Below are 18,641 nucleotides of genomic sequence, written 5' to 3' on the forward strand. Positions count from 1 at the left end.
CCCGCCCCTGACCGCCCGCGGGGACGTGCCGCCACCGGGGCGTCCCCGCCGGTCCCCACCCCGCTTCCCCCGTTCGCCCACATGAGACCCACCGGAGTGTCCATGTCCAGCACCGCCGCAACTGCCTCGTCGAGCTTGCGCAGATCCGTTCTCGTCAGCCTCGCCGGATCCGCGATCGAGTGGTACGACTTCTTCGTCTACGCCTCGGCGACCGCGCTGGTGTTCACCAAGCTGTTCTTCCCGGCGAGCGACCCCTTCGCCGGCACCCTGCTCGCGTTCAGCACCTTCGCCGTCGGCTTCGTGGTCCGGCCCGTGGGTGCGGCCCTGTTCGGCCACTTCGGCGACCGCGTCGGCCGCAAACCCGCGCTCGTCACGGCGATGCTCATCATGGGTGGCGCGACGACCGCTGTCGGGCTCCTGCCGCCCTACTCGGCGATCGGCAGCGCCGCCCCGATCCTGCTCGTCGTGCTGCGCCTCGTGCAGGGGCTCGCGCTCGGCGGCCAGTGGGGCGGTGCCGTGCTGCTCGTGACCGAGAACGCGCCGGAGCGCCGCCGCGGGTTCTACGGCAGCTTCGCCCAGCTGGGCGTGCCGATCGCGCTGATCCTCTCGAACGTCGTGTTCCTCGTCGTGTCGGCGGCACTGCGGGACGACGCGTTCCTCGGGTGGGGCTGGCGGATCCCGTTCCTGCTGAGCATCGTGCTCGTCGGCGTCGCGCTCTACGCGCAGAGCCGCGTCGAGGAGCACGCGCCGGACCGATCGCGCCACGAAGGCCGCGCGCCGCTGGTCGAGCTGCTGCGCCGCTACCCGCGCCAGATCCTGTTCGCGGCCGGCGCCACGATGGTCGGCGGCACCAGCTACTACCTGCTGGCCGTGTACCTCGTCTCGTACGCCACCGGGCACCTGAACCAGTCGCGCGGCACCGTCCTCATCGGAGTGCTGGTGTCCGCCGTCGTGTGCGCGCTGGTGATGTCCGCGTTCGCCGCGTGGTCCGACGTGGTCGGCCGGCGCCGCGTCTTCCTGCTGGGCGCGGGACTGCTGGCGGTGTGGGCGTTCCCCCTGTTCTGGCTCGTCGAATCGGGCTCACCCGTGCTCGTCGGCCTGGGGCTCGTGGTCGGGCAGGCGTTCTTCGCCATGACCTACGGCCCGTCGCCCGCCCTGTTCGCGGAACTGTTCGGCGAACGTGTGCGCTACACCGGGATTTCGCTGGGCTACCAGCTCGGCTCCGTCCTCGGCGGCGCGTTCGCCCCGATCATCTCCACGACCCTCCTGGCGGGCACGAACTGGTCCGGCTCCATCGCGCTGTACGTGATCGCGGTGTGCGCGGTGTCCTTCGTCGCCGTGTGGTTCGCGCCCGCCCGCGCGGAGGGGTCGGGCGTCGTGGGTCACGTCCTCGTCGCCTCGCCAGGAACCGACGACGCTCACTGACCCACGGTCTTCGGCGGCCGGCGCGCGACCGCCGGCCGCCGAAGACCACCGGCCGGCTAGGTGTTCTGTCTGGGGAGGTTGCGATCCGGCGACACGTGATCGGATGATCTTGGTGTGAGGGAGGGCCTCCGGGTTCGGTGTGGATTGCGACGTCTACACCGACCAACGGAGGCCCTCGTGACTCACGCTCACGGACCCCTGACGCCGACCGGGAGATTGCGCCTGGCCCGTAGTGTCGTGGACGAGGAGTGGCCGTTGCGGCGGGCCGCGGAGCGGTTCCAGGTGTCGGTGTCGACCGCCGCGCGGTGGGCCGGCCGCTACCGCGACTGCGGTGTCGCGGGGATGGCGGATCGGTCATCGCGCCCGCTCACCAGCCCGCACCGGACACCGACCCGCACCGAGCGGCAGGTGATCAAGGTCCGGATCGCTCGCCGGTGGGCCCGGCCCGGATCGGCTACCTTCTGGGCCATAATCCGTCCACGGTGCACCGGATCCTGACGTGCTACCAGCTCGCCCGGCTGGCTCAGCTGGATCGAGCCACCGGCCGGCCGGTTCGCCGCTACGAGCACGCCGCACCCGGTGATCTGGTGCATGTCGACATCAAAAAGCTGGGCAACATCCCGACGGCGGTGGCCACAAGATTCATGGCCGCCTCATCGGCAGCCGTCACCGCCGCGCCCACCGCGACGAGGCCCGGCCTCGCGTCCTCAGCAACCGCCCGAACCTGGGCCACAGCTACCTGCACAACGCGCCGTCGACGACCACAGCAGACTTGCCTACACCGAGATCCTGCCCGATGAAACCAAGGAAACCGCGGCCGCGTTTCTGGACCCGAGCCCACGCGTTCTTCACCAGCTGCGGCATCACCGTCCCGCGGGTGCTGACCGACATTCAAGCTGGGTGTGCGGCGTTGAGCCTGTCTCGTCGGCCGGCGGGAGGGATCGGGGTCGTCCGGCACCCGCCTGTGAACGTTGTTTGACCGAGTGGAGCGCTGCGCGACTCCTTGCCTGTTGACCATGCTGGCGGGCGGGGCCACTGCCGGAGTTCGAGATGCCCTGTTAGGAACCCGGTGACCATGTCCTGATCGAGGCGGATGTGGATCCCTGTTAGCGAATGTCTGGTGCGGCTCGGACTCCCACGGCGGTGCGGCGGCCGGATCCGAATTCACGCGAGCAAGGGAGCCGGCATTGATCGTTCGGATGGGCATCGACCTCGCGGTCCGCGCGCAGCACCAAGCCAGCATGGCCGACGAGCAGGGACGCGTGCTCTGGTCCGGGCACCGTTTCCGCACCCGCAGCGAGGAACTGGATCGGTTGTGGGCACGGCTGCCCGACGGCGTCACGGCTGCGGAGGTGACGGTCGTGATGGAGCCGACCCGCAACGCGTGGGTTCCGTTGGCCGCGTGGTTTCGCCGACGGGGCGCGACGGTGGTGCTGGTGTCCGCAGAGCGGTCGGCGGATCTGCGCGCCTACTACGCCAAACACACCAAGAGCGACCGGATGGACTCGGTCCTGCTGGCCCGGCTGCCGTTGCTGCACCCCGAAGGACTCCATCCCGAGCGGGGCACGGGGCCGGGCGATCCGCTGCGGCGCGCGACGAAACTGCACTCCACGCTGGTCCAGCGCCGCACCGCCGGCCTCGCCCGGCTCGATGCGCTGCTGGAGATCCTGGGACCGGACTGGCATGCCGCCCTCAGCGGCGATCTGGCGAACAAGACTCCGCTGCGGTTCCTCGCCGCCGGCTACGCCGACCCACACGCCGTCCGTCGCCTCGGCCGTGCGCGGTTGGCCCGATTCTTCTACCGGCACTCCCGCGGCGCCTGGGGCGACCCGGAAGCCGACAGGGTCCTGGCCGCAGCCGCCGCGACCACCGAATTGTGGGGCGAGGAACTGGCCTTTGCCGAGCTGGCCGACGACATCGCCGTCGAAGCCCGCCTCGCGCTGGCGATCACCGATGAAATCAAAGATGTCGACGAACGTATCGCCGTCCTGGTCGCCGAACGTGACCCCGAAGGGCTCATCACCTCCGCGCCCGGCGTCGGACCCGTGACCGGGGCAGTCATTCTCGGACGGCTCGGCAACGTCAACCGGTTCTCGTCCTTGGCAGCAGTCCGCGGTTTCAGCGGCCTTATTCCGTCGCTGAACGCGTCCGGCGTCTCCGGCAGCCACGGCGGCCCGACCAAACGCGGCGACGCCCTGCTCCGCGAAGCATTGTTCATGGCCGCCAGCCAGGCGCGCCGCCACGACCCCACCTTGGCCGCGAAGTATCACCGGCTGATGGTCGAAGCCGGCAAGCACCACAACTCTGCGCTCTGCCACATCGCAACCACCCTGCTGACCCGCATCGCATCATGCTGGAAAAACCACACGCCCTACCAGCTGCGCGACGTCAACGGCACACCCGTCACCGCGATCCAAGCCGGCGACATCATCGCCCAGCGATACACCGTTCCGGAAGACATTCGCCGATCACACAGGACAACCGGAGTGGGGACGGGCCAGCGAAACAAGAAGTCGCCAAGCGCTCCATCGACCGGCCCGTCCAACACCCACGCTAAACCCCACCAAGCGGCTTGACATCCCTTAGGAACGCAACGGATCCTGCTACCGCTCACGCCTGCGGCGCGACACGCTGCGCGACGCGGAGATCATCCACAAACGCACCCGGCCCCACCGCCCACAGACCAACGGCAAAGTGGAGCGCTTCACCCGCACCCTGCTCGATGCATGGGCCTACCACCAGCCCTACCCATCAGAAACCGAACGACGCCAAGCACTACCACACTGCCTACACGCCTACAAACCACCAACGCGGCCACACCGCACTCGCAGGCCAACCACCCGCCACCCGCGTCCCCAACCTCACCGGGCAATACAGCTAGATCACGACGTTGCAGTAGAGCCGATGCCCGTCGGCCACCGCGCCCTTGGCCAGGACGGCGAGTTCCTTCAGGAAGGCGACGAGGTGCTCGAGTTCGCCACTTTCGTTCCGGGCGATGAAGGCGACGGCGGCGGCGTGCAACGCGTTGTCGTCGGCGGTCGCCAGCGAGTCGCGGAACGTGTCGGCCAGAGACACCACGCAGACTTCGCCATCGCTGTCGCCTTCTTGCGCGACCTCCGGACAGTGGTGCGGATCGTCCTCGCGACCTCGTCGACCGTCCGCCCGGTCAGGGCCGCCTCGACCGGCAGCAGTTCGTAGAACGGATCGGCCCCTTTGACGGTGAGTTCGGGGTAATTTCCGCACCGGGCCGCGGCCTGATCCGCGAACGTCCCGGGCTGCCATCGCGTCGTCGACGGCCACGAAGTAGTCGTACAGCACCCGCAGAGACCAGCGGGCGGGCGCGAACCCCTCCCGCAGCCGAACGCGGTGTCACTCGGCTGCCGCGTGATTCGCGCCCGCCTCGCAGAATCAGGCGCTCCGGGCCGCGTCCTCGTCGCCTCGCCACGGGCCGATCACGGGACCGGGGTCTTCCGCCGCTGGTCCCCGGCTTCCGAAGACGACCGGTCGGCGGGGAGTGAAGTCGTGGTGCAGCTGGAAGACGTCGAAGCGGTTGTAGGCCCCGATGATGTCGTGCATCTGCTTGGGCTGGATGCAGCGGGCCAGGTCGATCTCGGCGTACACGATGCCTTCCTCGTCGACCAGCGGCTCGACGACCGGGTTGCCGTCGGGGCCGAAGATCCCCGACAGGGCACTGTGCGGGCGGCGCATCAGCTTGGCGATGTCTGCGTCGTCACCGGCGGCGATCTCGACCATCTCGTCGGTGATCGTGGAGCACGCGACGACGGAGAACAGCTTGCCCTCGAAGGCGTGCGCGGCGCTGCGCACCGCGATGGCCTGCGCCATGTCGTAGTCCGCGGGCGCGACGGGCAGCGCGATGTAGCCGGCGACGTGCACCAGTTCCCCCTGCGCCAGCAAGGAAAACCGCGCGAGCGTGTTCGTGTTCTCGCCGCACGCGAGCGCGCCGAGCGGGCCGACGGCGGAGTCGAGCACGCGCACGGTGCTGCCGTCGCCGCCGCCCCACGTGAGCTTCTCCGCCCACGTGGGCACGAGCTTGCGGTGCACGTTGAGCACCGAACCGTCGGGCCCGATGGTGACGACGCTGTTGTAGATCAGCCCGAGGCTGTGGCGGCTGCGCTCGTTGACACCGATGACCACCGTGGTCTTCGTGGCCGCCGCGGCCGCGCGCAACGCGTCCAGGTGCGGGCCGGGGACGTCGATGGCGCAGCGGTACAGGCGTTCGTACCACGGCGAGCCCTGCACGGGGTTCATCGTCCAGTTCCAGTACGGGTAACCGGGCACGAACACCTCGGGGAACGCGATCAGCGAGGCGCCGTGGGAGGCGGCTTCGGTGATGAGCGAGACGGCCTTGGCGACCGTCGCGTCGGTGTCGAGGTACACGGGCGCGGCCTGCACGGCGGCGGCGGTGAAGCGGGGGAACTCTTCCACGGGTCAGACGCTCCTGTCTCGGGTTCCGGCGGTGACGGGGGTCCAGCGCGAGCGGGCGAGGCCCGGTTCGGCCGCGCGGAGGGTGAGCAACGGGCGCGCGCGGCCGCCGCTGGGCGGCTTCGCCTCGCCCCCGGCCTGCGTCGGCGGCCAGTACGCGCCGGGCCCGGAGTAGCCGAGCTCGGTGGCCGCGTGCAGCGCCCACGACGGGTCGTGCAGCTGCGCCCGGCCGATGGCGGCGAGGTCCGCTCGCCCGGCGAGGATGATCGAGTTCGCGTCGTCGCAGGTGGAGATGCCGCCGACCGCGATCGTCGGGATGCCGACGTCGGCGCGGATGCGTTCGGCGAACGGCGTCTGGTAGCTGCGGCCGTACGCGGGTCGTTCGTGCGCGACGACTTCGCCGCTGGACACGTCGATCGCGTCCACTCCGTGTTCGGCCAGCGCCGCGGCGACGCGGACGCTGTCCTCGATCGTGGTGCCGCCCTCGGCCCAGTCGACGGCCGAGACCCGCACGAGCAGCGGCTTGTAGTGCGGCCACACCGCGCGCACCGCCGCGACGACGGCGAGCGGGAACCGCAGCCGGCCCTTGAGGTCGCCGCCGTAGCCGTCCGTGCGGTGGTTGGTCAGCGGCGAGAGGAACGTCGAGAGCAGGAACCCGTGTCCCGCCTGGAGCTCGAGCACGTCGAACCCCGCGAGGTCGGCTCGGTGGGCGGCGGCCGCGAAATCCTCGACCAGGCTCTGGAGCTCGGTCAGCTCGTGGGGCACCGGCAGGTCACCGAACGCCAGCGCCGAAGGGGCGACGGTCCGCCACCCGTTGGCCGTCAGCGCGGTGCCGAGGGAACCGTTGTCCGGCACCGTGGTCGAGCCCTTGCGGCCGGAGTGGCTGAGCTGCACGCCGACGAGCGCGCCGCTGTGCGCGTGCACGGTGTCCGTGATGCGGCGCCACGCGGCGGTCTGCTCCTCGGTGTAGAGCCCGGGGCACGCCGGCGTCACCCGGCCGTGCGCGGTCACGGCGGTCATCCCGGCCAGTACCAGCCCGGCGCCGCCGAGGGCCTTGCCCGACAGGTGCAACAGCTCGGCTTCGCCCGGCACGCCGTGGACGGCGCTGTAGGTCGCGATCGGCGCGGCCACCACGCGGTTGCGCAGGTGCCGTCCCGCCAGCACGAGCGGCTGGAACAACGGCGGAGTGCCGTCTTCGCGCCCGCCCGGCGTGTGCTCGCTGAACCAGCGGTCCAGTGAACCGATGTAGGCGGGGTCGCGCAGCTTCAGGTTGTCGTAGGTGACGCGGCGGCTGCGGGTGAGCAGGTTGAACGCGAACTGCGGCGGGTCCTGGCCCACGACGTGGTCGATCGTCTCGAACCACTCCAGGCTCGCCTGCGCCGCACGCTGCGTCGACTCGACGACGGGCCGGCGTTCGGTCTCGTAGTGCTCCAGTGCCGCGGCGAGGTCGCCGGGCGCGGCCTCGAGCGCGGCGGCGAGCGCCAGCGCGTCCTCCATGGCGAGCTTGGTGCCGGAGCCGATCGAGTAGTGCGCGGTGTGCGCGGCGTCGCCCAGCAGCACGAGGTTGCCGTGGCGCCACGTGCGGTTGCGCACGGTGGTGAAGCGCAGCCACTTCGAGTTGTTGGTGAGCAGCTCGGCCCCGCCCAGGAAGCCGCGCAGCAGCTCGCGGCACCGCTCGACGCTCGCGACGTCGCTGACTCCAGGTCCGAACGTGCCCTCGGTGAACCCGGCGCGCCGCCACGTGCGGTCGTTCACCTCGACGATGAAGGTGCTGCGGTCGGCGCTGAACGGGTACGCGTGCACCTGGACCGGGCCGAACTCGGTTTCCTCGACCAGGAAGGTGAACGCCTCCAGCACGCGGTCGGTGGCGAGCCACATGTAGCGGCACTCACGCACGTCGAGCGAGGGCCGGAACACGTCCTCGAACCGCTTGCGCATGGCCGAGTTCACGCCGTCGGCGGCGATCACGAGGTCGTACCCGGCCGTGAGCTCCTCGACGCCCGGCGCCTGCGTGCCGAAGCACACGTCGACGCCGAGGTCGTGGCAGCGCCGCTGCAGGATCTCCAGCAGGCGTTTGCGCGCGATGGCGGCGAAGCCGTGGCCGCCCGAGGTGTGGACGGTGCCGCGGTAGTGCACGTCGATGTCGCTCCACCGCGCGAACTCCTGCTCCATCGAGGAGAACACGGCGGGATCGGCGTTGGTGATGCCTTCCAGCGTTTCGTCGGAGAACACCACGCCGAAGCCGAACGTGTCGTCCGCGGCGTTGCGCTCCCACACGGTGACCTCGCGGCTGGGGTCGAGCTGCTTGGCGAGCGCGGCGAAGTACAGCCCGCCGGGCCCGCCGCCCACGATGGCGATCCTCATGATCCGGGCACCTCCTGAACTGCGAACGCGGCGCGCACCTCGTCGGGCCACGGGGTCGCGGCCGGTGCGTCGGGTTCGGCGTGGACCACGACAACGGCGCCGTCGGCGGCGATGCCGTGCGGACCGTGCACCTCGAAGCCGAACGTGAGCGACGTGCGCCCGAACCGGGTGACGCGGAAGGTGACGCAAACCACGTCGCCGAACCACAGCCGGCCCCGGTAGTTCACCTCGTGGCGCACGCGGGGAGTGCGGCCGAAGAGCCACGCGAGCCCCTTGCCCCGCAACAGGTCCGCTTCGGCCTCTTCGGCCCAGCGCAGGACGACCGAGTTGTGCTGGTGGCCCGATGCGTCCGTGTCATGCCATTCGACGCGTCGCTCGATCGTGGTCTCGAGACCGGCGAGCGGGGGACAGTCCGCGGATTCGGATGTCGTCATGAGTTTTCCTCCTGGCGGCCTTGACATCCCGAACGTTATAGCTGAACGATGACTATCGTCAAGAACACGACATACGCAACGGGAAGGCGCGATGACCACGTACAGCGATGACCAGCTGGGCCGCGCACGGGTCGCGGACACCGAAGACCTGCGCGCCTACTACGAGAAGCTCGAGGCACTGGATGCCGGTGCACTGTGGACGATCGCCAACAAGATCGAGCCGTGGTACCCGCAACCGCAGTCGGTACCGATCAAGTGGAGCTTCGAACAGCTGCGCCCGCTCGTGCTGGAAGCCCTCAACCTGGTCAGCGGCGACGACGCCGGCCGCCGCGTGGTCGCCCTGTACAACCCGCAGCGGCGCGACATCGCGGCCACCGTCGGTCTGCTCTACACCGGACTGCAGGTGATGGGCCCGGGCGAGTCGATGACCGCGCACCGCCACCAGGCCGCCGCATTGCGGTTCGTCCTCGAGGGCACCGGCGCGTGGACGATCGTCGACGGCCAGAAGCTCAAGGTCGGCCCGCGCGACTTCGCCATCACCCCGAACTGGACCTGGCACGAGCACGGCAACGAGGGCATCGAAGGCGTCGACGGCCCGGTCATCTGGCAGGACGGCCTCGACATCCCGCTCGTCAACGCGCTGGACGCGCCGTTCTACGAGGTGCACCCGGACGTCTATCAGAAGCAGGAAGGGGTGGTGAACTCCTCACTGCTGACCTACGGCGCCGGGCAGCTGCGCCCCTTCGGTGACACTTGGCACAAGAACCATTCGCCGCTGCTGGCCTACCCGTGGGAACCGACGTATGAAGCCCTGCTGAACGCGGCGAAGGCCGGCGACGGGTCGCCGTACGACGGCATCATCATGGAGTACAGCAACCCGCTCACCGGCGGTTCGGTCATGCCCACGATGAGCGCGCACATGCAGCTGCTGCGCCCCGGTGAAGCGACGCTGGCGCACCGGCAGGTCGGTTCCAAGATCTACACCGCGGCCAAGGGCAGCGGCACCTCGATCGTGGCCGGCCGGCGCATCGACTGGTCCGAGGGTGACATCTTCTGCGTCCCGTCGTGGGCCTGGCACGAGCACGCCAACGCGAGCCGCTCCGACGACGCGTGCCTGTTCTCCTTCAACGACTTTCCGGTCATGCGCTCGCTCGGCTTCTTCCGCGAAGAGGCCTATTCGGACAACAGCGGCCACCAGCCGATCGCCTGAAACGGAGAATCCATGCTGCTCATCACGTTCGCCGGACCCGGCGGCGACCGGCTCGGGATCCAGGCCGGCTCCGACATCGTCGACGTCGCGGCCGCGGCGGCCGAATGCGGCCTCGACGCGCCCGCCACCATGCTCGACGTCATCCGGGGCGGAGCCACCGCGCTCACGGCCCTCGAGACGCTGCTCGCGGGTGACCCCGCACGGCTTCCACTTGAGACGGTCACGCTGCGCGCGCCCCTGCGGCCGGGGAAGGTCGTGGGCGTCGGCCTGAACTACACCGAGCACGTCGCGGAATCCGCGCGCACGCTCGACACCGACAAGGAGCTGCCGCAGCGCCCGGTGCTGTTCAGCAAGCCGGCCACCGCGGTCGTCGGGCCGGGGGAACCCATCCAGCACAACGGAGGCCTCACCGCGCAGCTCGACTGGGAATGCGAACTCGCCGTGGTGATCGGGAAAACCGCGAAGCGCGTGTCCGCGCAAGCCGCAATGGACCACGTGTTCGGCTACAGCATCGTCAACGACATCAGCGCCCGTGACCAACGGCGCTCCGGGCAGTGGTTCTTCTCGAAGGGCCAGGACTCCTACGCGCCGTTCGGACCGGCCATCCGCACGGTCGACGACGTCGCCGATCCGTACGGGCTGGAGCTGTCGCTGCGCGTGAACGGTGACGTCAAGCAGAAGTCGAGCACGAAGTACATGTTGTTCCGCATCGCCGAGCTCATCGCCGACATCAGCTCCGGCATGACGCTCGAGCCCGGTGACGTGATCGCCACGGGCTCGCCGGCGGGCGTCGGCGCGAGCTTCACGCCGCAGCAGTTCCTCCAGCCCGGCGACGTCGTCGAAGCGTCCATCCAGGACATCGGCACGCTGCGCAACCCGGTGGTGGATGCCCGATGAAAACCGCGTACCGCATCGGCCAGATCGTCCCGAGCTCCAACGTCACGATGGAGACGGAGATCCCGGCGATCTTCCGGGCGCGCGAAACCGTGGCCGCCGAGCGGTTCACGTTCCACTCCAGCCGCATGCGCATGAAACACGTGCGCGCCGAGGAACTCGCGACGATGGACGCCGACTCCGGGCGGTGCGCGGCCGAGCTGTCCGACGCGCACGTCGACGTGCTCGGCTACGCCTGTCTCGTCGCGATCATGAGCATGGGCAAGGGTTACCACCGCCAGTCGGAGGAGACGCTCACCCGGATCACCGAGGAGAACGGCGCGCCGGCGCCCGTCGTCACGAGCGCGGGCGCGCTCGTGGCCGCGCTCGACGTGCTGGGCGTCCAGTCGATCGCCGTGCTGTGCCCGTACCTGAAGCCGCTGACGGAAACCGTCGTGGACTACATCCGGTACGAGGGGGTCGCGGTGACCGACTACGTCGCGCTCGAGATCCCGGACAACCTCGAAGTCGCGGCGCACGATCCCCGCAAGCTCGTGCCACTCGCCCGCGAGCTCGACCACGAGGGCGCCGACGCCGTCGTGCTGTCGGCCTGCGTGCAGATGCCCTCGCTGTCCTCGATCGATGTCGTCGAGAACGAGCTGGGCAAACCCGTGCTGTCGGCGTCCATCGCCACCGCCCACCAGATGATGCGTGCGCTCGGCCTGCCCGCCGTAGCGCCCGGTGCCGGAGCGCTCCTGTCCGGCCGGTACGCCGATTCCCCCTATCCGGTTCCGCCAGCCGTCCGCTGACGGATTCCCCAGGAAGGCCGCAGATGGAGCTCACCCCATCGGCCCACGTCGACTCGTTCTGCCGCGACAACCTGCCCGCGCAGGCGGACTGGCCCGAGTTCCGGTTCGAGGTGCCGGAACTGACCTACCCAGCCCGGCTCAACTGCGCTGTCGAGCTCCTGCGCGGGAGCATCGACCGCTTCGGGCCGGACCGCCCGTGTCTCGTCACCGACGCCGGGACCTGGACCTACGGCGACCTCGCGCGCCGCAGCGACCAGGTCGCGCACGTGCTGGCAGGGGACTTCGGGCTGGTGCCGGGCAACCGGGTGCTGCTGCGCGGACCGAACAACCCCTGGCTGGTCGCCACGTGGTTCGCGGTGCTGAAGGCGGGCGGGGTGCCCGTCACGACGATGCCGCTGCTACGCGCCCGGGAGATCGACGACCTGGTGGAGCTCACGCGGCCGAGCCTGATCGTGACCGACCACCGCTTCGCCGCCGACCTCGCGGCGCTGGAGCACGACGTACCGGTGCTCGTGTACGGGGGTGAATACTCCGGCGACCTCACGGCGAGGGCCGCGGGCCAGAGCGGGGAGTTCGCGTGGGTCGACACGGCCGCCGACGACGTGGCGCTGCTGGCGCCGACGTCCGGGACGACCGGGATACCCAAGGCCACCATGCACTTCCACCGCGACGTGCTGGCCAACGCGGATACCTTCGGCCGCTACGTGCTCAAGCCGACGCAGGACGACGTCTTCACGGGGACGCCGCCGATCGGCTTCACCTTCGGGCTCGGCGGGCTCGTGGTGTTCCCGTTGCGGTTCGGTGCCTCTACGTTGCTGATCGAGAAAGCGTCGCCGGAGGAGCTCGCGGACGCGGTCGAACGCCACCACGTCACGGTGTTGTTCACGGCGCCGACGGCGTACAAGGCGCTGCTGGCGTCCGGGAAAGCCGGCGCGCTGGCGAAGCTGCGCCGCTGCGTGTCGGCGGGGGAGCACCTGCCTGTGGCCACGTGGGAGGAGTTCGAGCGCGCCACGGGGATCCGGATCATCAACGGCATCGGCGGTACGGAGATGCTGCACATCTTCATCGCCGCGGCCGACGACGACATCCGGCCGGGCTCCACCGGGCGCGCCGTCCCGGGCTTCGAAGCGGCCGTGCTCGACGACGCCGGTAACCCCGTGCCCGACGGGACACCGGGGCGGCTCGCGGTGAAGGGCCCGACCGGCTGCCGCTACCTCGCCGATCCGCGGCAGAAGACCTATGTGCACAACGGCTGGAACATCACGGGCGACACCTACGTCCGCGACGTCGACGGATACTTCTGGTACCAGGCCCGCAACGACGACATGATCGTCTCCTCCGGCTACAACATCGCGGGCCCGGAAGTGGAGCAAGCGCTGCTGCGACACCCGGACGTGCTCGAGGCCGCCGTCGTCGGCGCACCCGATCCCGCGCGCGGCACGATCGTGCACGCGTTCGTCCACTTGCGACCCGGCGCGACCGTGGCCGCGGCCGCGCTGCAGGACTTCGTGAAGCAGGCGATCGCGCCGTACAAGTACCCGCGCGTGATCGACTTCGTCACGGAGCTGCCGAAAACCCCCAGCGGCAAGATCCAGCACTACCGGCTGCGCGAGATGCTCGCGGCGCGAACTCGCTGACGGGCTCCCACCGGAAACGGCCCGGCACCCACTCGGTGCCGGGCCGTTGCGCATTCCAAGATCCATTTCAGTGCCGAGCTGCGGACAACCGTGTGGCAGAAGATCGAATGCGTGAAACCGTTTCCCGGCCATGGACATGCAGGTATTGCGACGACCGTCACAGCGGCGTACTGTTCTGAGGTTCGGCACATATGTACCGCATCGTGGAACACGCGAGGTGCTGCATGTCCGGTGTCCAGTCCGTCGCCCGATCGATGGCCGTGCTCGAGCGGCTCGCCGCGGGATCCGCGGGGATCCACGAGCTGAGCCGGGACCTGCGGCTCGCGCCGTCCACGGTGCAGCGGCTCATCGCCGCGCTGCGCGAGGCCGACCTGGTCGAGCAGGACGAGACCGACCGCACGTACCGCTTGACCTGGCGGCTCTTCCAGTGGGGCCAGGCTCCGCTGCGCCGGCTGCGCCTGCGGGAACTGGCCAAGCCATTCCTGCAGGAGCTGTCGGCGGAGGTCGGGGAGACCATCGCGCTCGGCGTCCGCGACGGTCGGCACGTGCTGCACGTCGAATGGATCCCGGCGCGGCACCTCGTGCAGCCGCGGGTCGGGATCGGTGAGCGCGTGCCGGCGCTCTCGTCGTCGCTGGGCCGCTGCCTGGTGGCGTGGCTGCCCGAGAAGGAACGCACCGAAATGGTGTGGGAATGGGCGAAGGAAACCGAGCCGCCGACCGAACCGGAAGCAGTGCTGGAAATGCTCGGCGAAGTGCGTTCCGGCCGATTTTCGCTCGTGCTCGACACCGCGACGAACGTGTGTACCGTCGCCACTCCCGTGTGGCGCGGAAATCGTGGGGTGATCGGGGCGATCGGCGTCGGCGGGCCCGCGACCCGCTTCCCCGAGGAACGGGCTCGCGCGCTCGCGCCGCGGATCGTCGAGGTCGGTGCGGCCATCAGCGACCACTACGGGACCGGCGCGAGCCGGCAACAAGGCGCCTGACAACGGGGAGAACCATGACCGACGACGAAACCGAACTGCTGAGGTTCCGCTCGACGCTGCGCCACTTCCCGAGCGGGGTGGCGGTGGTGACCGTCGCGCACGGCACCGACGTGCACGGGATGACCGCTAGCTCGTTCACCTCCGTGTCGCTGGACCCGCGGCTGTGCTCGGTGAGCGTGAACAAACCGGGTCGCATGCACAAGCTGCTCAGGCAGACCGACGGCCGCTACGGCATCAGCGTGCTGCACGCCGACCAGGGCTCGATCGCCGACTTCTTCGCGCGCCGGCCGTGGAGCACCGGGTCGGGCGCGGCGATGGCCTGGCGCGAAGGCTGCCCGGTGCTCGCCGGCGCGCTCGTCTGGCTCGTCTGCGAGAAGTGGGCCGAGTACGAAGGCGGCGACCACACGATCTTCGTCGGCCGCGTGCTCGGCCACGGAGCCACGGCGAATCCCAATCCGTCCCCGCTCGTGCACCACAACTCCTCCTACCACCGGCTCGGCCTGCCCATGGCCGCCACCGACCGCAGCGCCGGCGAAGCCTGACTGCATCGCAACGAACCGAAAGGGAACCACGATGGACTACGTACTGGCCCCGTCCGACGTCGTGTGGAACAAGATCGACAACCCCCGGGTGCCGGGTGTCGGGTTCGCGTTCAGCGAGAGCGTGATCGACGAGGACTACACCGGGGTCTACAGCGCCCAGCTCGGCCTCATCGGACCCGGCGGCAGCTCCAAGCCGCACCGCGACCCGTACAACCACGCGTTCTACTTCGTCAAGGGCACCGGCAGCGTCCACATCGGACAGCAGACCTGGGACCTCGAACCCGGCACGATCGTGAAGATCCCGCGCGGTGAGGTGCACGGTTTCGAGAACACCGGCGACGAGGACCTCGTGTTCCTCGTGGTCTACGACCCCCCGTACGTGGCCGGCAGCCGCTTCGAGAAGAAGTAGGAGGGGCGGCAATGCCCACTCGGCGCGCGTTCGGCGTAACAGTCCTGGCGGCGGCCCTCTCGGTGGCGACCGCTTGCGGGGCCGGTGGCGGCGCGTCCGCCCCGGGATCGGCGATCACACTCTCGATCAATCCGGCTCAGCTACAGTACCTCCCGGTCATGGTGGCCGCCGACAGGGGCTACTTCCGCGACGCGGGGGTGGACGTGCAGATCGTCACCTTCCAGGGTTCGGCCAACAACCAGATCCCCCTGCTGGCCCGCGGCGACGTCGATCTGAGCCCGGTGGTGTCCGGACCGTCGCTGTTCAACCAGTTCACGCAGGGCTTTCGCATCAAGCTGCTCGCGAACCTCACCTCGCCCCACGCCGGCTACCGCGACGGCGCCGTGATCGTGGTGCGCAAGGACCTCTGGGACTCCGGCGCGATCAAGGGCCCGAAGGACCTGGTGGGCAAGAAGATCGACGCGTCGGCCGAGGGAAACCCGCCGGATTTCCTGATGCGCCAGGCTCTCCTGAGCGCAGGGGTCGACCCGGACCAGGCCGGTCTGACGCACAAGGCGCGCACCCCGAGCGACTCCGTCGAGTTCCTGCGCCAGCACGTCGAGGAGGTCACGGTGATGAGCGAGCCGTCGGCGAGCCAGGCGCAAGCACAAGGCGTCGGCGTGCGGTGGCTCGGCTACCAGGACGTGATTCCCTGGTACCAGGAGACATTCCTAGCGGCGTCCGAGCAGTTCGCGTCCTCGCGGTCCGCGGACGCGCAGAAGGTGCTGACCGCGTACCTGCGTGCGGCGAAGGAGATCGACGTGTCCGGTGGCAAGTGGACGCCCGAACTCCTCGCCACGGCGGCGAAGTGGACCAAGCAGAAGGAGGCGACGCTGAAGGCCATGGGCGGGCTCATGTACTTCAGTCCCGATGGGACGATCGATCAGGGCGCATTGGATCGCGTGCAGCAGTTCTGGGTGCGGGAGAAGCAGGTGGCGAGCCCGATCCCGGCGACCGATCTGCTGTCCGGGCCGGTGCGGCAGGTGAAGGCGGGTGGCTCGTGACCCAGTCCCCAGTGTCCTCGGCCGCACCTTCGCCGTACACAGCGGATCCTTCCGGCGAGTGCATCGAAGTCGCCGGGGTGACGAAAACGTTCGGCACCAGCCGCGACGACGTCGTGGCGTTGCAGAACATCGACCTGACCGTGGCCGCCGGCGAGTTCCTGTGCCTGGTCGGCCCGAGCGGCTGCGGCAAGACGACGCTGCTGCGCATCCTGGCCGGGCTCGAGAACCCGAGCAGCGGTGACGTGAGCTGGTCGATCGCGCGCGGCTGCGGGCCGCTGCGGTCGATGGTGTTCCAGAACCAGGGGATCTTCCCGTGGATGACGGTGCTCGACAACGTCGCGTATGGACTGACGGTGCGCGGCGTGAAGAAGAAGCAACGGCGCGAGGTCGCGCGCCACTACGTCGACCTGCTCGGACTGGCGCGCTTCGAGCACGCCTACCCGGCGCAGCTCTCGGGTGGCATGCAGCAGCGCGTCAACATCGCCCGCGCGTTCGCCAACGACCCGGCGGTGCTGCTCATGGACGAGCCGTTCGCCAGCCTCGACGAGCAGACCAAGCTGATCCTGCAGGACGACCTGCTGCGGATCTGGGAGGGCACGCGCAAGACGGTCGTGTTCATCACGCACTCGCTCGACGAGGCCATCACCCTGGGGGACCGCGTCGTCGTGCTGTCGCGGCGCCCGGGCCGGCTCAAGACCGCCGTCGACGTCGGGCTGCCGCGGCCGCGCAACGCGATGGACCTGCGCAACGACCGGTCCTTCGTCGAGGTCCGCCAGCGCGTGTGGGACAGCCTGCGCGAAGAAGTCGTGTCCCTGCGTGAGGAGGCGTCGTGACCGGCCGGCGGGTGGGGTGGGCCCTGGGGAGCCCGGTGGCGCTGCTGCTCCTGTGGGAGCTGTGCTCGCGGACGAATCTCGTGGACTCGCGCGTGCTGCCGGCGCCGTCGGCGGTGCTGGCGCGCGTGGTGGAGCTGTTCGGCAACGGGGAATTGGTGCCGCACTTGGAAGCGACGCTCGTGCGGTTCGCGGCCGGCCTGGCGCTGGGTGTGGTGGCGGGCGTGCTCGTCGGCTTGACGATGGGCCTGTTCGACGTGGTGCGGCGGATCGTGAACCCGCTCATCGCGGTGCTGTACCCGTTGCCGCGGATCGCGATGTTCCCGTTGATCCTGATCCTGCTCGGGTTCAACGAGCGCGCGAACATCCTCGAGATCACGCTGGCGCCGTTCTTCACCATGGCGATCAGCACGCTCGGCGCGGTGCTCGCGATCGAACCGATCTACCGCGACGTGGCCAAGAGCTTCGAGACCGGGACCCTCGACCTGTACCTGCGCATCACGCTGCCCGCCGTGCTGCCCGCGGTGATCGGCGGGCTGCGCGTGTCCATCGGCCTCGCGCTGATGTCCACGACGGCCGTGGAGTTCCTCGCCGCGAACACCGGGCTCGGGTACCTGATCTGGCACGCGTGGCAGATCCTGTCGCTGGAGGACTGTCTCGCCGCGATGGTCGTGGCCGGTGTGCTCGGCACGATCGCGTACGGGCTGGTCAGCTTGCTCGAGCGGGTCGCGGTGCCGTGGCGGGCGCGGGTCCCGGCGTGATCAGGCGAGGTCGGGCATACCCGTGGATCGGCGAAGGCCGTCCTCATACCCCGGGGCCGTAGCGACGACGAGGTGGGTTGGCAATCCCAACCTTCTTGCGTTGCGGAGCGCGAGCGCGCCGGGGGAGGCTGGGGTTCGGACGTGCCCCAGCGTCCGGACGGCGGAAGCGATCGACCGGCTGTGCAGCTGAGCGGCCGTCCACACTGGACCTAAGCGGCCAGTTTGTGATCGGCGACACAGCACGTGATTCATTTGTGACCCGTTCGGGTACTTCGGCTCAAGGTGTGCTTCCAGTCTGCTCGTGACGGGGGTGGTGACGGTGACCGAGGCCCGACACGCGGGACGCCCGGGCACGTGGGTGCTGCCCTTGTTCGGCACGTCCGCGGCGACGGTGCGCTCGATGCGCACGTGGGTGACGGAGCACCTCGACGCGCTCGGTGCCGAGCACCGCGACGACGTGCTGCTCGTCGCCACCGAACTCCTCGCCAACGCCCACGACCACGGCGGTGGGCCCCGTCACCTGCAGCTGTGGCACAGCCTCCGGCCGTGCACGGTGCGCCTCGAGGTCGCCGACTGCAACCTCGTGCAGCCCACGATGGGCGAGTCCCGCCTGCCCGGTCCGCGCGGCCGCGGCCTGCTGCTCGTCGACCGGCTGTCGGTGACGTGGGGCGTGCTCCCGGAAGTCGAACGCGAGCGCAAGACGGTGTGGGCGCAGATCCCGTGCCTCGGCCGCTGCCCGCGGCCCGCGGGGATCGGCCTCGGCAGCCGGATGGCCGGCTGAGTCGTCCTCTGTGGACCGGTGGGGGACTCGCCGCCTGGCCCCTGAGCTGGGCACTTCTCATCCTGTGCGGGTGAGGCGCGACCCGCGGCCGGGCGAT

At 69.8% G+C, this 18,641-nt stretch carries 17 protein-coding genes and 2 pseudogenes; 15 read left to right on the plus strand and 4 right to left on the minus strand.

The features are described 5' to 3' along the window. Positions 1 to 102 precede the first annotated feature (102 nt). The 4 genes and pseudogenes from I6J71_RS12260 to I6J71_RS48025 form a co-directional block, all read left to right on the plus strand. Positions 103 to 1,425, plus strand: a complete 1,323-nt coding sequence (locus tag I6J71_RS12260) for an MFS transporter (protein WP_204094831.1) — start codon at positions 103 to 105, stop codon at positions 1,423 to 1,425. A 177-nt stretch (positions 1,426 to 1,602) separates the two neighbouring features. Further along, a pseudogene (locus tag I6J71_RS48020) lies at positions 1,603 to 2,314 on the plus strand (leucine zipper domain-containing protein); the annotation flags it as partial. Positions 2,315 to 2,624: 310 nt separating this feature from the next. Further along, positions 2,625 to 4,001: an IS110 family transposase gene (locus I6J71_RS12270; protein WP_204090148.1), complete on the plus strand. Its 1,377-nt coding sequence runs from the start codon at positions 2,625 to 2,627 to the stop codon at positions 3,999 to 4,001. Between the two features lie 16 nt (positions 4,002 to 4,017). Beyond that, a pseudogene (locus I6J71_RS48025) lies at positions 4,018 to 4,306 on the plus strand (integrase core domain-containing protein); the annotation flags it as partial. Here I6J71_RS48025 and I6J71_RS48030 read toward each other — a convergent pair. From I6J71_RS48030 to I6J71_RS12290, 4 genes are all read right to left on the minus strand, one after another. Continuing rightward, entirely contained in the window at positions 4,303 to 4,503 is a 201-nt protein-coding gene (locus tag I6J71_RS48030) for a hypothetical protein (protein ID WP_239154708.1), read from the minus strand. The pseudogene I6J71_RS48025 and the gene I6J71_RS48030 overlap by 4 nt on opposite strands. Positions 4,504 to 4,833: 330 nt before the next feature. Further along, entirely contained in the window at positions 4,834 to 5,871 is a 1,038-nt protein-coding gene (locus tag I6J71_RS12280) for a carbon-nitrogen hydrolase family protein (protein WP_204094833.1), read from the minus strand. 3 nt (positions 5,872 to 5,874) lie between these two features. Continuing rightward, positions 5,875 to 8,232 (minus strand): FAD-dependent monooxygenase, encoded by a 2,358-nt coding sequence (locus tag I6J71_RS12285; RefSeq protein ID WP_204094834.1) that lies wholly within the window; start codon positions 8,230 to 8,232, stop codon positions 5,875 to 5,877. Beyond that, positions 8,229 to 8,666, minus strand: coding sequence for a thioesterase family protein (locus I6J71_RS12290; protein WP_204094835.1), 438 nt, complete (start codon positions 8,664 to 8,666; stop codon positions 8,229 to 8,231). The genes I6J71_RS12285 and I6J71_RS12290 overlap by 4 nt, the downstream gene beginning before the upstream one ends. A gap of 91 nt (positions 8,667 to 8,757) precedes the next feature. Between I6J71_RS12290 and I6J71_RS12295 the strand changes: the two genes are divergently transcribed. The 11 genes from I6J71_RS12295 (at position 8,758) to I6J71_RS12345 (ending at position 18,544) form a co-directional block, all read left to right on the plus strand. After that, positions 8,758 to 9,876 carry a cupin domain-containing protein gene (locus tag I6J71_RS12295; protein ID WP_204094836.1) on the plus strand — a complete coding sequence of 373 codons (1,119 nt, stop codon included), beginning with the start codon at positions 8,758 to 8,760 and terminating at the stop codon, positions 9,874 to 9,876. Between the two features lie 12 nt (positions 9,877 to 9,888). Beyond that, complete coding sequence (locus I6J71_RS12300) at positions 9,889 to 10,773, plus strand: fumarylacetoacetate hydrolase family protein (protein ID WP_204094837.1); 885 nt, start codon at positions 9,889 to 9,891, stop codon at positions 10,771 to 10,773. Next, positions 10,770 to 11,558 (plus strand): Asp/Glu racemase, encoded by a 789-nt coding sequence (locus I6J71_RS12305; protein ID WP_304503273.1) that lies wholly within the window; start codon positions 10,770 to 10,772, stop codon positions 11,556 to 11,558. Before I6J71_RS12300 ends, I6J71_RS12305 begins: the two co-directional genes overlap by 4 nt. Positions 11,559 to 11,581: 23 nt before the next feature. Beyond that, entirely contained in the window at positions 11,582 to 13,195 is a 1,614-nt protein-coding gene (locus I6J71_RS12310; RefSeq protein ID WP_204094838.1) for an AMP-binding protein, read from the plus strand. 224 nt (positions 13,196 to 13,419) lie between these two features. Then, a complete protein-coding gene (locus I6J71_RS12315; RefSeq protein WP_204094839.1) occupies positions 13,420 to 14,178 on the plus strand; it encodes an IclR family transcriptional regulator in 759 nt (252 codons plus the stop codon). 14 nt (positions 14,179 to 14,192) lie between these two features. After that, positions 14,193 to 14,720, plus strand: a complete 528-nt coding sequence (locus I6J71_RS12320) for a flavin reductase family protein (RefSeq protein WP_204094840.1) — start codon at positions 14,193 to 14,195, stop codon at positions 14,718 to 14,720. Between the two features lie 31 nt (positions 14,721 to 14,751). Further along, complete coding sequence (locus tag I6J71_RS12325) at positions 14,752 to 15,129, plus strand: cupin domain-containing protein (RefSeq protein ID WP_204094841.1); 378 nt, start codon at positions 14,752 to 14,754, stop codon at positions 15,127 to 15,129. Positions 15,130 to 15,287: 158 nt separating this feature from the next. Beyond that, entirely contained in the window at positions 15,288 to 16,172 is an 885-nt protein-coding gene (locus tag I6J71_RS12330; RefSeq protein ID WP_204094842.1) for an ABC transporter substrate-binding protein, read from the plus strand. 77 nt (positions 16,173 to 16,249) lie between these two features. Continuing rightward, positions 16,250 to 17,005, plus strand: a complete 756-nt coding sequence (locus I6J71_RS12335; RefSeq protein WP_204094843.1) for an ABC transporter ATP-binding protein — start codon at positions 16,250 to 16,252, stop codon at positions 17,003 to 17,005. Then, a complete protein-coding gene (locus I6J71_RS12340) occupies positions 17,002 to 17,763 on the plus strand; it encodes an ABC transporter permease (RefSeq protein ID WP_204094844.1) in 762 nt (253 codons plus the stop codon). The genes I6J71_RS12335 and I6J71_RS12340 overlap by 4 nt, the downstream gene beginning before the upstream one ends. A 319-nt stretch (positions 17,764 to 18,082) precedes the next feature. Further along, a complete protein-coding gene (locus I6J71_RS12345; protein WP_204094845.1) occupies positions 18,083 to 18,544 on the plus strand; it encodes an ATP-binding protein in 462 nt (153 codons plus the stop codon). Positions 18,545 to 18,641 lie beyond the last annotated feature (97 nt).

The sequence above is a fragment of the Amycolatopsis sp. FDAARGOS 1241 genome, assembly GCF_016889705.1.
Taxonomy (GTDB): Bacteria; Actinomycetota; Actinomycetes; order Mycobacteriales; family Pseudonocardiaceae; genus Amycolatopsis.